The sequence below is a fragment of the Tenacibaculum sp. SM2510 genome (assembly GCF_057002845.1).
Genome location: NZ_CP192703.1, coordinates 1,477,888 through 1,491,828 on the forward strand (window position 1 = coordinate 1,477,888; position 13,941 = coordinate 1,491,828).

Here is a 13,941-nt window from a genome sequence, read left to right on the forward strand (position 1 = left end):
TAACCACCTCTTTTAGCTAAGGTAAACACCTTAAATAACAAAGAGGTTATTCTTTTATTTTTACAGCTATTTTACTTATATAAAAACTAATATTTTTATTGAGTTTTGTAGTAGTTATTTCGAAATACTACAAAGGCGAAAACCGAAAAGCCTAAAAATAAACAGAGTAGGTGAAAAATTAAATATTATGCCAAATTTAGTTCCAGAATTAAATAGTTTAGATTTTAACGTGTATATCGGTGGTCCATTACAAGCTGCTATTCAAGCACAAACTGCAGCATCAATGGCTACGGTAAACTTTATTAAAGAAGTTGGTTTTGAAAATGATAACGATCCTAACACTGTTGATCAACTACGTTATGTAGATTTTAAATATAAAAAATCAGTGCCTAATCCGCATTTAGGTAAAACCGCTCAACAGTTAACAGATGATGGCTTACCTCCTTCTACAAACACTACTAGCAACTTTTTAGATAATGAAGTAGAAATTAAGGTGCCATTTTTAACAATGTTAACGATTCCATCAATCCGAATTGATGAAATTAACATTGACTTTAACGCTAGATTAAGCTCAACAGAAACTAGAAATGTTTCTTCTGAATTTGCTGCGAGTGCAGAGTTAGGTATTAACTATAAAATAGTAAACTTTAAAGCTTCAGCTTCTTACAAACGAAATACTTCGCAAGGAGTAAAAGTTGACAAAACCTATAACCTAGGTGTGAAAGTTAGGGCTGTAAACGACGAATTACCTGAAGGTTTGAGCAGAATCTTAGATATGCTTGAAGACAGTATTGCTGCTGTTGCTTAACAATAACAAATCAAAGTGGCTATCTTAAAAATGGTCATTATGAATGAAATTAAAATTTCTCGTAATGACGTTAAATATGATTTTTAAGATAGTCTCTTTTTAAAAACTTATATTATGGTAAACCTAAATGAATATCTTGGCGGAATAGCTACTAGCATTTCCGAAGCTAGATTAATGTCGGATTTAAAATCTTTAGAAATTGCAGAAAAATTTGCAAAGCATGATTTATTAAAGCATTTTTCAATACCACGTTTTAAAGCTCAAAAAATTGAATTGACAATTCCTTTTGCGATTGGAGAATTAGAAAACAATTATGAAAAAGAATACCAACCAATAGATAATATCGAGTTTAATTCGCAAGCATACTCTATTTTAAAAGACGCTTCAAAAACAACTTCTTTTGACAGGAAAACATCAGTAAACATCAGATCATTTATTGCAAAGGAAACTGATGAACTTGAAAAAAACATAAAATCTACAAATGAACAAACGGTAGCATTAAATCAATTTTCTGAGAGAATTGCTGAAAATTTCATGGCTGTTTCAAAAGAAAAACTTGACTATACCACTTTAGTCAAAAAATTAAGCTCTGAATTAAAGCCTTCAATAAAAAATAAAAAACTGATAACTCGAAACACTAAAGTTATTGTTGAGGCTCATAAATTAAATGAAATTAAGCCTGAAAATATTGTTCAGATAAAAATGACTTTAAATGAAGAAAGTATGGAATGGTACACCTCTGAAAATGAAAATGGAGATAAAGAAACGAAATTATTACCTGAATAATCATGAGAAAATCTATAACAAAAATAACTACTGATATAAAAAAACAACTTTCGGGTATACATGCTTTGGTAAATCAAATAGAAAAGAAGAGTACCCAGAGTACAAAAAATATTGGTGATTGGTTATTGGCTACAGAAAAACTATTACAGGATTTAAACCTACCTGAATCATCAAAATTTGCGGTAAAAAGAGGAGAATTAACTTCGTTTATTCCTAGTGATAGTGGTAATAAAAAGAAAGAACAGATACATCTTGCCGCTACAATTTTAACACAAGCGCAACATGATTTATGGGAAACATTCTCTGTTTATTCAAATAAATTAGAAAATGCCTCAACTTTAATTAATCAATTGTTAGGCGTTATATACCAAACTAAAGAATTTAAATATGACACCAATGAAGATTTTACTCTTTTTTTAAATAGAATTTGGAATTTTTGCTCTAATCATGAACAATTAAAAGGTCTTAGTGCACAAATATTATCGTTAATTAACAGATCTGATGTTATAATTATCATGGCTGAAAAAATAGAGTTAGAAAATTTATAATATTAATCAATATTTTTTATTTTTATCCTATGAATAAAATAGAACATATTGGTATTGCCGTTAAAGATTTAAAAAAATCAAATGAATTATTTGCAGCTCTTTTTGGTGAGCCGCACTATAAAGTTGAAGAGGTAGCTAGTGAAGGTGTAAAAACTTCTTTTTTTAAATCTGGCCCTAATAAAATAGAATTATTAGAGGCTACAAAAGCAGATAGTCCGATTGCTAAGTTTATAGAAAAAAAAGGTGAAGGAATACATCATATTGCTTTCGCTGTTAGTGATATATACGCAGAAATAAAAAGGCTAAAATCAGAAGGTTTTACTGTACTGAACGAAACCCCTAAAAAAGGGGCAGATAATAAATTGGTAGCTTTCTTACACCCTAAAACTACAAATGGTGTTTTAATTGAGTTATGTCAAGAAATCGAGTAATGCATTCATTTAAAATTTCCTAAATATTTGTATCTTGCAAAGTCTAAAACGCCTATTAAACAATGACAACCTCTTTTGATTCTTTTCAAAAACGCCGCTTACAATCATCATATGTTTCTGTAGTCGTTAGTATTGCACTAGTATTGTTTATGATGGGAATTTTAGGTTTGATTTTACTAAAATCTACCAAAGTAGCGAATCACTTTAAAGAAAAAGTAGTGATGACATTGTTTTTAAAAGATAATGTAACCGATCAGCAGTTAAAAAAGTTTAAGGAAACATTGAAAAAAGAAAGTTTTACAAATAAAGTGGTTTATATTACTAAAGCTGAAGCCGCTAAAACCTATAAAAAAGATTTAGGGGAAGATTTTTTAAAATTCTTAGGCGATAACCCGCTTAAAAATGCAATTGACATTTATTTAAATGCGACTTATGTAACTCCTGAAAAAATGGATGACATTAAAAAATCTTTTGATAAAAATAAATTTATTGCAGAAGTAAACTACGACAAGCCGCTAGTTAAATTACTAACAAAAAACATTCAAAAAATCAGCTTTTGGCTGTTAGTTTTAAGCGGATTCTTTGGTTTAGTTGCCATTATTTTAATCAACAGCTCTATTCGATTATCTATTTACTCAAAAAGATTTAATATTAAAACCATGCAAATGGTAGGAGCTACTAAAAGCTTTATTCGCAAACCTTTTATTTGGCAAAGTATAAAACTAGGTGTTTTGGGCGCTTTTATTTCTTTAATTGGCTTGGCTATTGTAATTTATTACACCAATAAATACATACCTTCTTTAGAGTTATTAACCGATTATATTTCTTTAGCCTATGTAGCTGGTGGTGTTTTATTCACAGCCTTTTTTATTACATGGATAAGCACCTTTTTTGCCACACAACGTTTTTTAAATTTGCAAACGAACGACTTGTATTACTAAAACTATATGAAAAAAGAAAACACTCCGAAACAAGAATTTTTATTCGGCAAACGAAATTACATCATTATGCTAATAGGCCTAGCTGTTATTGCTTTAGGTTTTATTTTGATGGCAGGTGGCGGTAGTGATGACCCAAATGTATTTAATAAAGAAATTTATAACTGGCGCAGAATCCGTTTAGCGCCAACTTTAGTTCTTATTGGTTTAGGCATCGAAATCTATGCTATTTTTGCCAATCCTAAAAAATAAGCATGAATTTATTAGAAGCTATCATTCTCGGTATTATTCAAGGTCTTACCGAGTTTTTACCCGTTTCATCAAGTGGGCATTTAGAACTAGCTAAAGTTATTTTAGGTGATACATCTGTACCTGAAGAAAGCTTAACATTTACTGTTGTACTGCACTTTGCAACGGCGTTAAGTACTTTAGTTGTTTTTAGAAAAGAAGTTGCTGAAATCTTTAAAGGATTGTTCCAATTTAAGTGGAATAAAGAAATGAAATTTTCATTAAAAATTATTATTTCTATGATTCCTGCAGTAATTATCGGATTATTATTTGAAGAACAATTAGAGTCTTTTTTTGGCGGAAAAATACTATTTGTAGGTATTATGTTATTAGTTACAGCTGTGTTATTGTTATTTGCTGATAAAGCTCAAAACACCAACAAAGAAGTATCTTTTAATAGCTCACTAATTATAGGTATTTCTCAAGCTATTGCAATGCTGCCTGGTATTTCTCGTTCAGGAGCAACTATTTCCACGTCTGTTTTACTTGGTATTGACCGCAGTAAAGCAGCTCGATTTTCATTTTTAATGGTAGTGCCACTTATCTTTGGTAAAATAGCAAAAGACCTACTTAGCGGAGATATTAATTTTCAATCTTCTGAAATCGCTCCAATATCAGCAGGATTTATTGCTGCTTTTTTAGCAGGTTTAGTTGCTTGTAATTGGATGATTGCACTCGTTAAAAAAAGCAAATTATCATACTTTTCTATTTACTGTGCGATTGTAGGATTAATCGCTATTGGATACTCTTTATTAAACTAATATGAAAACGGAAGAAGATTACAAAAACGGACAAGTTTTATTGATTGATAAACCACTAGAATGGACTTCTTTTCAGGTGGTAAATAAACTACGCTGGCATATTCGCCAACGTTTTAACATCAAAAAAATAAAAGTTGGGCATGCAGGTACTTTAGATCCATTAGCAACTGGTTTATTAATTATTTGTACAGGTAAAAAAACCAAAATAATTGACACCTACCAAGGGCAGATAAAAGAATATACCGGTACTATTACTTTAGGAGGAACAACACCTAGTTATGATTTAGAAACCGAGATAAATGAAATTTTTGCTACAGATCATATTACTGATGAATTAATTCATGAAACAACCAAGCAGTTTACAGGAGTAATTCAACAAAAACCGCCTATTTTCTCTGCTATTAAAAAAGAAGGAAAGCGTTTATACGAGTTAGCAAGAAAAGGTGAAACCACCGAAATAAAATCGAGAGAGGTTACAATTCCAGTTTTTGAAATAACAAATATTAACGCCAATAATCTTGACTTTAGAGTTGTTTGTAGCAAAGGAACTTACATTCGTTCGTTAGCATACGATTTTGGAGTTGCTTTAAATTCAGGAGCTCATTTATCAGCACTAAGAAGAACTAAAATTGGTGATTTCCCTGTTGAAAATGCAGTAAGCGTAGATGCCTTTATAAAGTCTTTAGAAGTGGAATAGTTTTTGATTTAAAGATTGAAAAAAATCCCGCTATGAAAAAATTATTGTTTTTCAGCTTACTTATTATAGTTAGCCTAACTTTAAATGCGCAAAAAAGTAGCCATCCCTTTTTTACAGGATCTTTAAGTACAACATTTGGCGTGAATCAGAAATACAAACTTAGTGAGGAAGGAAATGGCCCTTTTATAACGCCCAAATCCATCTTACTAAGAACAGGTTTTGGTTATCAATTCAACCAGCGTTGGGCATCGAGCATTAATATTGGTTATGATCACCATTTTTCTTACTCAATAAATTCTATTCCTACGTATGCTAGCTTGCGTTATAACTTTGTCAAAAAAAGCAGCAGCGCTTATTTTATAGAAAGTAGTTACGGTAAAATGTTTCGCTTATCTGATAAGTTTTCTAACGGAAATTATTATAAAATCGGCTTAGGGTTAATGTCTTTAAGTAGTAATAGATGGAACGGATTGATCCGTTTAGATTATCACAAAAAGAGGATAGCACAATTTAATGGTAGCGAACTAAATAGTATTTCACTTGGTATTGGTTTTACTTTTCTTTAAAAATCGATTATACCAGCTTTCTAAAATTGGTACTTCCCAATGATTTTCTAATTCTTGTTTTGTTTGAATTAAATTATCAAAAACAATTGTTTTTTCTGTTACGGCTTTGTTTTTAATCAACTTTTTAAAGTCTTTAAGCTCTTTGTATTGTGTATACTCACCTTGCTTAAAACACACATTCATTCTATCTAATAATTCAACTTCGTATTGTTGTTGCAATTGCAATATAAAACCAACTTGTGTATCAATATCAGTATTAGATAACTCGGCATTTTCTTCCGCATAAAAAATAATAAAACGATTATATTTAACGTTAAATGAAGCTTTAAAATCTTCATCATCTGCTTTCCAATTTTCAACAAAAGTTTTTAACTGCTCGTTTAATCCGTCTATTTCCTGCGGATAAAATTTTCTGTTACATGGATAAATCCAAACTTTTGCATCTTCTGATAAAGTATTAAAATCTACTAACATAATTATTCTTTCTAAACCACAAATATACAGAAAACAAAACCTCCTTCTTGAGAATCAAAAAGGAGATTTATTATTTATAAAAGCCGGTTGTTATTTTAAAAATGAAACAAGGTTTTCTTGAACATTTTCCCCTTTATTTTTATTATACCAAACCTGTAAGTCCTTTTTAAAGTCAACATCTAAACTACCATGTTTCGCTTTATAATCTGCTACCATCTTAGTAGCAATAACTGGTCTTGGGCCCCAAGTATCAATTACCTCATTATTTTTGTTTAAAGCTATTAATTTAGGTATCGATCTACCGCCGTTGGTTAAAAACTCATCCATCAACTCAAGATTCTCATCTCTTAAAACAACTTTTAATTGAATGTTAACATTTTCTTCGGCTATTTTATTAATAACAGGTAAGTTTTGAGCAGCATCGCCACACCAACCTTCTGTTAAAACCAACCAAGTTTGAGGCTCTTTTACTTCCTTAAGTTTAGCTGTGGTAGCTTCTGAAATTTTTATAGTTTTATCTAAACGCTTCATTCGCTTATCGTTTAACAAACTATAATTTAATAAATCGTCAGACTGGTTTGGCCCTGTTGATTTACCTTCTTCTAATAAGTTTTTTACTAAAACTCTATATTCTAAATATGAAATGGCTTTTTCTAAACTATTTTCTATAATTTTTTTCATCTTACTTATCTATATAATATATTTTTTTCTGTTTTAAGGATTCTAGCCTAGGTTAGAATCCTTAAAACAGCGATAGTATAGACGTGCTTAACTTTAAAAACTTACACTTCTTCTAGCTTTTGCTTTTCTAGTGCCTTTAAATTCGTAACAATATCATTTGTCATAGAAGCTAAATCAAATTCATGACGCCATCCCCAATCTTTTCTTGCGTAAGAATCGTCTATAATTTGAGGCCAGCTATCAGCAATCGCTTGTCTAAAATCTGGCTTGTAACTAATTTCAAACTCAGGAATGTATTTTTTAATTTCAGCGGCAATTTCATTGGGCGTAAAGCTAATTGCTGCTAAATTATAAGATGTTCTTGTTTTAATTTTTTCTGCGTCAGCTTGCATAATTTGAATTGTTGCATTAATCGCATCATCCATATACATCATTGGCAAACGTGTGTTTTCTGATAAAAAGCATTCATAAGTTCCGTTTTTTATAGCATCAAAATAAATATCAACCGCATAATCTGTTGTTCCTCCTCCAGGCAGTGTTTTCCAACTAATAATACCAGGATAACGGATACTACGAACATCTACTCCATATTTTTCATGGTAATAATTACACCAATGTTCACCGGCCACTTTACTTATTCCGTAAACTGTTGACGGCTCCATAATTGTTTGCTGAGGCGTATTTATTTTTGGTGATGTAGGACCAAATGAAGCCATTGAACTTGGCCAATATACTTTTTGAATATGTTTCTCTCTTGCCAACTCTAAAACAGCTAGTAAAGATGTCATATTTAAATCCCATCCTTTTAACGGGTATTTCTCTGCTGTTGCAGATAGCATTGCTGCCATTAAATATACTTGCGTTACTTTATATTTTTCAACGACTTCAAAAATTCGTTCTTTGCTAGTAGCATCAATAATTTCGAAAGGCCCAGAGCTCATCATTTCTTGGTTTCCTTCTCTAATATCAGAAGCGATCACATGGTCTCTTCCATAAAGAGAACGCAGCTTTTGAGTTAGTTCTGTTCCGATTTGCCCGCAAGCACCTAAAATTAATATAGTATCATTCATTCTTAAAAGTTCAAAAATATAGGATTGCAAAGTTATTAAATTTCATAATTCGTAAAAAATATTTCTACTTTTTTAATTATCAACAAAATAACAACATAAACTGCTGATTACAAACTTATAATTTTGTTCTTATTCATAAACCAAGTAAAATATGTACTTTTATCACTTCAATTTTTTAGCAATGAGATACTTTTTATTTATTTTCTTTTCTTTTTTATTAATCTCTTTTTCTTGCCAGAAAAAAGAAGTTAAAAAAAATGATCCTGTTAAAAAATACGCAATGGATGCTGTTATTAAGCATTCTGAATATTCACGTTTAGACGATGCTTCTACGAAAGAAATAAAGGTATGGAAAGAGTATTTTATAACTGCTGACTTCTTGCAAAAACTAGAAAACACAAATCCTACAGAATCTTTAAACAATGCTATTGAGTTAAAAAAGCTAACAAAACTATTAAAGGATAGTTTAAATGTAAAAACACTTAAAACTCCTGCTTTTAAAGCGCGCATGAATGTTTTTGAAAATGAGGTTTTAAGATTGGCAGATATGACTTACATTCCGTCAATTACAGCCAGCGAAATAAATACACAAGTAGCAAAAGTATTATCGCTTTATGGCAGTATGAATACAAAAATAAATACTGTTTACGCTAAACAACGATTTGACAAAGCTATAAAACTAGATAGCTTATTTAATTTTAAATAGTTTTTAACGCCTCATATACTAGATTACTTTCAAAACCTCTATACAATAAGTAATCTGCTATCTTCTTGTTTCTTTTAAACATATTGGTTTCTGTTACTAGACCATTTTTTTTATCTAAAAGGGCGTATAAAGTAGTGATATAATCCTCTTCGTTGATTTCTTTTAATGCGGATTTTATATTGTATGCTGATATATTTCTGAATTTTAACTCCCTAATGATTCGTTGTTTCCCCCATTTTTTAATTCTGAATTTTCCTCTTGCATAACTTTTAGAAAACCGCTCTTCATTTAAAAAATTATCTTTCATCAGGCTTAAAAGAATTATTTCTATGGCTTCAGGAATTATACTGTACTCTTTTAATTTACTTTCTACCTCTTTATGACAACGGTCTTGGTAGGCACAATAATGCTCCATTTTTCGTTTAACCTCATCAACAGTAAAAACTTTTTTATCCATAGTTCAAAAATAAAAAAAGAGTTGAAAGCATCTACACTTTCAACTCTTTTTAATTAACATAAATTTAAAAAACATATTATACGTTTCTCTTCATCCACATTTTAAACTGTGTTATTAAAAAGAATAAAATTGGTACAGCTATTAACGTTAAGAAGGTAGCTATTAATAAACCGTAAATTACAGTCCATGCTAATGGTCCCCAGAAGATAACGTTGTCTCCACCCATGTATACTTTAGGATCAAAATCTGCAAACAAGGTAAAGAAGTTAATATTAAACCCTATTGCTAACGGAATTAACCCCAAAATAGTTGTGATTGCCGTTAATAATACCGGACGTAAACGCGCTTTCCCTGCTCTTACAATTGCCTCAAATAAATCTGCCGTTTCTAAATAAGCTTCTTCATCTAAACCTAAATCATTTTTCTTTCTATCAATTAATAACTGTGCATAATCTAATAATACCACTCCGTTATTTACTACTATACCTGCTAAAGAAATAATTCCCATCATGGTCATCATAATAACAAATGCCGAGCCTGTAATTACCATTCCACCAAATACACCGATAAGACTTAGCAGTATCGAGATCATGATGATGGTTGGTTTTGAAATAGAATTAAATTGGAAAATTAATATAAAGAAAATTAAACCTAAACCTGTTAATAATGCTCCCATTAAAAAGGCCATTTGTTTATTTTGTTCTTCAATTTGCCCTGTATAATCTATTTTAATGTTTTTTGGCATTCCCTCAAACGATTTCATTTCATTTTGAACTTGATTTACAATTGCGCCAGCATCTGTAAAACCAGGTGATAGCTGAGAATAAACAGTAACCACTCGCTTTAAATCTTTGTGCTTAATAGCGCTAAAACCCGAGTTATTACTATGTGCTGCCACTGCAGAAATTGGAATTTCTTTTAAATTACCTGTATTATCTCTAAAAGTAATTTTTTGATTAAAAATAGCACTTGTATTATATCTGTTTGCCTTATTAAAACGCACATATATATCATAATCTTCACCATCTTCTTTAAAAATACCTGCCTTAGAACCGAAAATAGAATTACGAATTTGCTGCCCCACTTGTGATGCATTTACACCTAACTCTCCAGCTTTTTTTCGATCTACAATAACTTGCATTCCCGGTTTATCTTTATTTACATCTATCTTAATTTCATCTACTCCAGGAATATTTTTAGAATTGATAAAATCTCGCATCCTTTCAGCAATAACAATCAACTCGCTATAATCATTTCCTTCAATTTCGATATTTATTGGCGCACCTGCTGGCGGACCATTAGCATCTTTTTCTACAGAAATTAAAACACCAGGATAAATACCCACTAATGCTTCTTGTACTTTTTGACGTAACAATTCACTATCTTCTCCTCTACGATATTTATATTCTCGCATAGAAGCTGTTATCTTACCTTTATGTGGCAATTCCCCACCAGAACCGGCATCAACCGCAGGGTTTCCTGCTCCTTCTCCTACTTGTGACACATTACTTTCTACTAAAAAGTTATAATCGCCATCTGTGAATTGCGAATCATTTAAAACAACAGCAACCTTTTTTTCTATTTGCTTGGTAATTGTATTTGTTTTTTCAATATCTGTTCCTTGCGGATATTCTATATAAACAATAATTTGATTTGGCTTATTGTTTGGAAAAAACTCAACTTTAGTACGTTGCGAAGCTAATGAAGCTCCGAAAGCAATAAAAGAGATAATAAGCAATGCAAAAGTTCCTCCTATTAGCCAATATGGTGCTGATTTAGATAAAGCTCTACGCAACTGACGTTCATACCAATTTTCTAAACGCGGTAAAACCTTTGTTTGAAACGAGTTTGCCCATTTACGTAGAAAAAACCTATATGCCCAAAGCATTATTGCTGTAAAAAACATTAATGTTCCTAACCCTCTATATGTACCTCCCACTAAGAATACCAAAATTCCGATCACAGCCATAATCACCGTCATTGTAATTATTTTCTTTAGCGGCATGTCTTCATCTTCAGTACTCATAAAGTTAGATACTAAAACTGAGTTAAAAAAGATAGCTACCACTAATGACGAACTCAATACAATAGCTAAAGTAATTGGCAAAAGCTTCATAAACTCTCCCATTACTCCTGGCCATAAACCTAACGGAATAAAAGCTGCTACTGTTGTTGCTGTAGAGATAATAATGGGGAAGGCAATTTCTCCAATACCTTTTTTAGCTGCCTCTGTCCTACTCATCCCTTCTTCATCCATCAAACGGTATACGTTTTCTACTACTACAATACCATTATCTACCAACATCCCTAATCCCATAATTAACCCAAAAAGAATCATGGTATTTAATGTATAGCCTAACATGTTTAAAATCATAAGCGACATAAACATAGACATTGGAATTGCAAAACCTACGAAAATGGCATTTTTAAATCCTAAGAAGAACATTAAAACCATTACCACCAAAATAACTCCAAAAAGAATGTTATTCACTAAATCATCAACTGCAGCAATAGTTACCGAAGATTGATCATTTGCAATAGTTACTTCCAAATCTGGTGGAAACACATTGTCTTTGGCATCTTGTACCATTTTTTGAATCTGCTCTGCAGCAGCAACCATGTTAGAACCAGCACGCTTTTTAACGTCTAGCATAATAACTTGCTCTCCGTACTGCCTTGCATACGTTGTAACGTCTTTTTCTTTAAAAAATACCTCAGCAACATCTTTTAAGTAGATAGAGCTTCCTTTTTCTGACTTTACAACAAAGTTTTCTAAATCTGAAGGCTTATCTATTTCTCCTAAAATACGAATCGTACGGCGCTGCCCACTTGTAATTAAATTACCTGCAGACATTGTTGAGTTACCTCCGTTAATTGTATTTATTATATCACTAAAACTAACTTTAGCGGCTTGCATTTTATAAATATCTACAGCAACTTCAACTTCTTTGTCTTGTACACCACGAATATCTACTTGTTTAATTTCTTGTAATCCTTCAATTTCATCCTGAAGATACTCCCCAAACTCTTTTAATTTCCCTACAGTATAATCACCAGAAATATTAATATTAAGTATGGGCATTTCTTCACTCATACTTAAAGCAAAAACATTAGGCTCTACTTTTGCACCGTTAAAGGTTGGCCAATCTTCACTTGAGGTTTCCGAATCAATTTCATCTTTAACTTTTTGTTTAGCATCTTTTACCTCAATATTTTCATCAAACTCAACAATAACCATTGAGTAATCTTCTTGCGATGTTGATGTTATCTCTACAACATTACTTACCGTTTTTAATTTTTCTTCTAACGGATCTGTAATCAACTTTTCAATATCTTCCGCTGTATTACCAAAAAACGGCGTGCTTATATATATTTTTGTTTCTTTAATTTCCGGGAAACTTTCACGAGGCATTTCAAAAAAAGCAGAAACTCCTAAGTAAAAAATAACAGCCATAACCACATACATTGTAGTTTTGTTGTTAATTGCCCAAGAGGATAAACCAAATTCCTTATCCACCTGTTTGTTTTTTTTAGACATATTTATAATTTTATTGGTGAATTAGTTTAAAACTTGTACTTCTTGACCGTTCTGAACACTACGAGCACCCTCCATAATAATCTGATCTCCTGGCTTAACTCCTTCTAAAACCTCAACAACATCTCCTTGTGTTTTACCTGTAACAATAATTACTTGTTTCGCTGTACCTCTTTTATCTTTTAGGTTTGTAACAACATAAACATATTGCTCTCCTTTTGCATTTTCTGAAATAATACTTTGCGGAACTAACAACGCTTCATTATTTGTATAATCGTTAATTTTTAACTTCGCAGTTAAGTTTGGTTTTATACTACCCTCTTTATTATTTACAGCAATTTCAACTTTAAAAGTACGGTTTGCAGGATTTATAAAATTACCAGCTTGACGTACCGTTGAATTGATTTTTTTACCTAAAACAGGAAACTCGATATTAACGCTTTTTCCTTTTTTAATAGATGTTATATACGTTTCAGGCACCGCTGTTTCTATATACATGTTGGAAAGGTTTACAATTCTAAAAATCTCTGCTCCCATTCCCGGTGCAACAACAACCCCTTGCTCTTTTATTACATCATCTATAACACCAGAGAAAGGGGCTCTTATTACCGATTTACCCAATTGTTTTTTTAATTGACTTACAGCGTTTTTCTGCGCTTCGTATTTAGTTTTTGCTTGTAAAAATTGTATTTCAGAACCTATTTTTTGATCCCATAATCGCTTTTGACGCTGGTAAGTGGTTTCAGCTAATTCAGTTTCCACTTCTATTTGAGCAAGTTGATTTGACAATCCTCCATCATCAATTTTAGCTAATATCTGTCCTTCTTTTACGTATTGTCCTTCTTTTACATAAATCTTAGTTAATTGCCCTGCCATTTCAGGATATATTAAAACGTTTTGTTTTGTTTTAACATCACCTTGTAACTCTAAATAGTGATTAAATACTGTTTGTTTTGCTGATAAAACAGTTATTAAAGGCACTTTTTTAGTTTTATCTAGCGTAGCTATTTTAGCATCTAACGTTTTAATATTTTCTGATAGCGTTTGCACTTCAGTATTTAATTCCGTTTTTTTAGCGCGTATTTTCTCTAAATCATTAGAAGCGATTACATCTTCTACAGATTGTTTTTTATTACCTCCGCAAGAAACTAAAAATAGTGTTATCGCAAGAATTGAATATATATTTTTCATTATT

General features: G+C 31.3%; 16 protein-coding genes. 10 read left to right on the top strand and 6 right to left on the bottom strand.

What is annotated here, in order from left to right; all coding sequences use genetic code 11:
- Positions 1-187: 187 nt before the first annotated feature.
- The 9 genes from ACQ629_RS06640 to ACQ629_RS06680 all read left to right on the top strand — a co-directional run bounded on the left by ACQ629_RS06640 (position 188) and on the right by ACQ629_RS06680 (position 5,823).
- Positions 188-808, top strand: a complete 621-nt coding sequence (locus ACQ629_RS06640; protein ID WP_483703375.1) for a DUF2589 domain-containing protein — start codon at positions 188-190, stop codon at positions 806-808.
- A 114-nt stretch (positions 809-922) separates the two neighbouring features.
- Entirely contained in the window at positions 923-1,594 is a 672-nt protein-coding gene (locus ACQ629_RS06645) for a hypothetical protein (RefSeq protein WP_483703377.1), read from the top strand.
- A 2-nt stretch (positions 1,595-1,596) separates the two neighbouring features.
- The gene (locus tag ACQ629_RS06650) at positions 1,597-2,142 is read left to right on the top strand and encodes a hypothetical protein (protein ID WP_483703379.1); all 546 of its coding nucleotides are present in this window, start codon (positions 1,597-1,599) and stop codon (positions 2,140-2,142) included.
- A gap of 29 nt (positions 2,143-2,171) precedes the next feature.
- Entirely contained in the window at positions 2,172-2,573 is a 402-nt protein-coding gene (gene mce / locus ACQ629_RS06655) for a methylmalonyl-CoA epimerase (RefSeq protein WP_483703381.1), read from the top strand.
- A 62-nt stretch (positions 2,574-2,635) separates the two neighbouring features.
- Entirely contained in the window at positions 2,636-3,514 is an 879-nt protein-coding gene (locus tag ACQ629_RS06660) for a cell division protein FtsX (RefSeq protein WP_483703383.1), read from the top strand.
- Positions 3,515-3,520: 6 nt separating this feature from the next.
- Complete coding sequence (locus tag ACQ629_RS06665; RefSeq protein WP_275315846.1) at positions 3,521-3,763, top strand: DUF3098 domain-containing protein; 243 nt, start codon at positions 3,521-3,523, stop codon at positions 3,761-3,763.
- A 2-nt stretch (positions 3,764-3,765) separates the two neighbouring features.
- Positions 3,766-4,560 carry an undecaprenyl-diphosphate phosphatase gene (locus tag ACQ629_RS06670; protein ID WP_483703385.1) on the top strand — a complete coding sequence of 265 codons (795 nt, stop codon included), beginning with the start codon at positions 3,766-3,768 and terminating at the stop codon, positions 4,558-4,560.
- Position 4,561: 1 nt separating this feature from the next.
- The gene (truB, locus tag ACQ629_RS06675) at positions 4,562-5,257 is read left to right on the top strand and encodes a tRNA pseudouridine(55) synthase TruB (RefSeq protein WP_483703387.1); all 696 of its coding nucleotides are present in this window, start codon (positions 4,562-4,564) and stop codon (positions 5,255-5,257) included.
- Positions 5,258-5,289: 32 nt separating this feature from the next.
- Positions 5,290-5,823 carry a hypothetical protein gene (locus tag ACQ629_RS06680; RefSeq protein ID WP_483703389.1) on the top strand — a complete coding sequence of 178 codons (534 nt, stop codon included), beginning with the start codon at positions 5,290-5,292 and terminating at the stop codon, positions 5,821-5,823.
- Here the strand turns inward: ACQ629_RS06680 and ACQ629_RS06685 are convergent.
- From ACQ629_RS06685 to ACQ629_RS06695, 3 genes are all read right to left on the bottom strand, one after another.
- Positions 5,794-6,297, bottom strand: coding sequence for an ABC transporter ATPase (locus ACQ629_RS06685; protein WP_483703391.1), 504 nt, complete (start codon positions 6,295-6,297; stop codon positions 5,794-5,796). The genes ACQ629_RS06680 and ACQ629_RS06685 overlap by 30 nt on opposite strands.
- A 90-nt stretch (positions 6,298-6,387) precedes the next feature.
- Positions 6,388-6,978, bottom strand: a complete 591-nt coding sequence (locus tag ACQ629_RS06690; RefSeq protein WP_483703393.1) for a thioredoxin family protein — start codon at positions 6,976-6,978, stop codon at positions 6,388-6,390.
- Positions 6,979-7,079: 101 nt separating this feature from the next.
- Positions 7,080-8,048, bottom strand: coding sequence for an NAD-dependent epimerase/dehydratase family protein (locus ACQ629_RS06695; protein WP_483703395.1), 969 nt, complete (start codon positions 8,046-8,048; stop codon positions 7,080-7,082).
- 181 nt (positions 8,049-8,229) lie between these two features.
- On the opposite strand from ACQ629_RS06695, the gene ACQ629_RS06700 reads away from it, so the two are divergent.
- Positions 8,230-8,754: a hypothetical protein gene (locus ACQ629_RS06700; RefSeq protein WP_483703397.1), complete on the top strand. Its 525-nt coding sequence runs from the start codon at positions 8,230-8,232 to the stop codon at positions 8,752-8,754.
- Here the strand turns inward: ACQ629_RS06700 and ACQ629_RS06705 are convergent.
- From ACQ629_RS06705 to ACQ629_RS06715, 3 genes are all read right to left on the bottom strand, one after another.
- The gene (locus ACQ629_RS06705; RefSeq protein ID WP_483703399.1) at positions 8,747-9,211 is read right to left on the bottom strand and encodes a regulatory protein RecX; all 465 of its coding nucleotides are present in this window, start codon (positions 9,209-9,211) and stop codon (positions 8,747-8,749) included. The genes ACQ629_RS06700 and ACQ629_RS06705 overlap by 8 nt on opposite strands.
- A gap of 76 nt (positions 9,212-9,287) precedes the next feature.
- Complete coding sequence (locus ACQ629_RS06710) at positions 9,288-12,749, bottom strand: efflux RND transporter permease subunit (RefSeq protein ID WP_483703401.1); 3,462 nt, start codon at positions 12,747-12,749, stop codon at positions 9,288-9,290.
- A gap of 21 nt (positions 12,750-12,770) precedes the next feature.
- Positions 12,771-13,937, bottom strand: a complete 1,167-nt coding sequence (locus tag ACQ629_RS06715) for an efflux RND transporter periplasmic adaptor subunit (RefSeq protein WP_483703403.1) — start codon at positions 13,935-13,937, stop codon at positions 12,771-12,773.
- Positions 13,938-13,941 lie beyond the last annotated feature (4 nt).

Excerpts from the sequence above, each read along its gene's own strand:
- ACQ629_RS06645 (WP_483703377.1), top strand. The coding sequence starts at position 923 with ATGGTAAACCTAAATGAATATCTTGGCGGAATAGCTACTAGCATTTCC.
- ACQ629_RS06670 (WP_483703385.1), top strand. The coding sequence starts at position 3,766 with ATGAATTTATTAGAAGCTATCATTCTCGGTATTATTCAAGGTCTTACC.
- ACQ629_RS06705 (WP_483703399.1), bottom strand. The coding sequence starts at position 9,211 with ATGGATAAAAAAGTTTTTACTGTTGATGAGGTTAAACGAAAAATGGAG.
- truB (WP_483703387.1), top strand. The coding sequence starts at position 4,562 with ATGAAAACGGAAGAAGATTACAAAAACGGACAAGTTTTATTGATTGAT.
- ACQ629_RS06640 (WP_483703375.1), top strand. The coding sequence starts at position 188 with ATGCCAAATTTAGTTCCAGAATTAAATAGTTTAGATTTTAACGTGTAT.
- ACQ629_RS06685 (WP_483703391.1), bottom strand. The coding sequence starts at position 6,297 with ATGTTAGTAGATTTTAATACTTTATCAGAAGATGCAAAAGTTTGGATT.
- ACQ629_RS06690 (WP_483703393.1), bottom strand. The coding sequence starts at position 6,978 with ATGAAAAAAATTATAGAAAATAGTTTAGAAAAAGCCATTTCATATTTA.
- ACQ629_RS06650 (WP_483703379.1), top strand. The coding sequence starts at position 1,597 with ATGAGAAAATCTATAACAAAAATAACTACTGATATAAAAAAACAACTT.
- ACQ629_RS06710 (WP_483703401.1), bottom strand. The coding sequence starts at position 12,749 with ATGTCTAAAAAAAACAAACAGGTGGATAAGGAATTTGGTTTATCCTCT.
- mce (WP_483703381.1), top strand. The coding sequence starts at position 2,172 with ATGAATAAAATAGAACATATTGGTATTGCCGTTAAAGATTTAAAAAAA.
- ACQ629_RS06700 (WP_483703397.1), top strand. The coding sequence starts at position 8,230 with ATGAGATACTTTTTATTTATTTTCTTTTCTTTTTTATTAATCTCTTTT.
- ACQ629_RS06680 (WP_483703389.1), top strand. The coding sequence starts at position 5,290 with ATGAAAAAATTATTGTTTTTCAGCTTACTTATTATAGTTAGCCTAACT.
- ACQ629_RS06660 (WP_483703383.1), top strand. The coding sequence starts at position 2,636 with ATGACAACCTCTTTTGATTCTTTTCAAAAACGCCGCTTACAATCATCA.
- ACQ629_RS06715 (WP_483703403.1), bottom strand. The coding sequence starts at position 13,937 with ATGAAAAATATATATTCAATTCTTGCGATAACACTATTTTTAGTTTCT.
- ACQ629_RS06665 (WP_275315846.1), top strand. The coding sequence starts at position 3,521 with ATGAAAAAAGAAAACACTCCGAAACAAGAATTTTTATTCGGCAAACGA.
- ACQ629_RS06695 (WP_483703395.1), bottom strand. The coding sequence starts at position 8,048 with ATGAATGATACTATATTAATTTTAGGTGCTTGCGGGCAAATCGGAACA.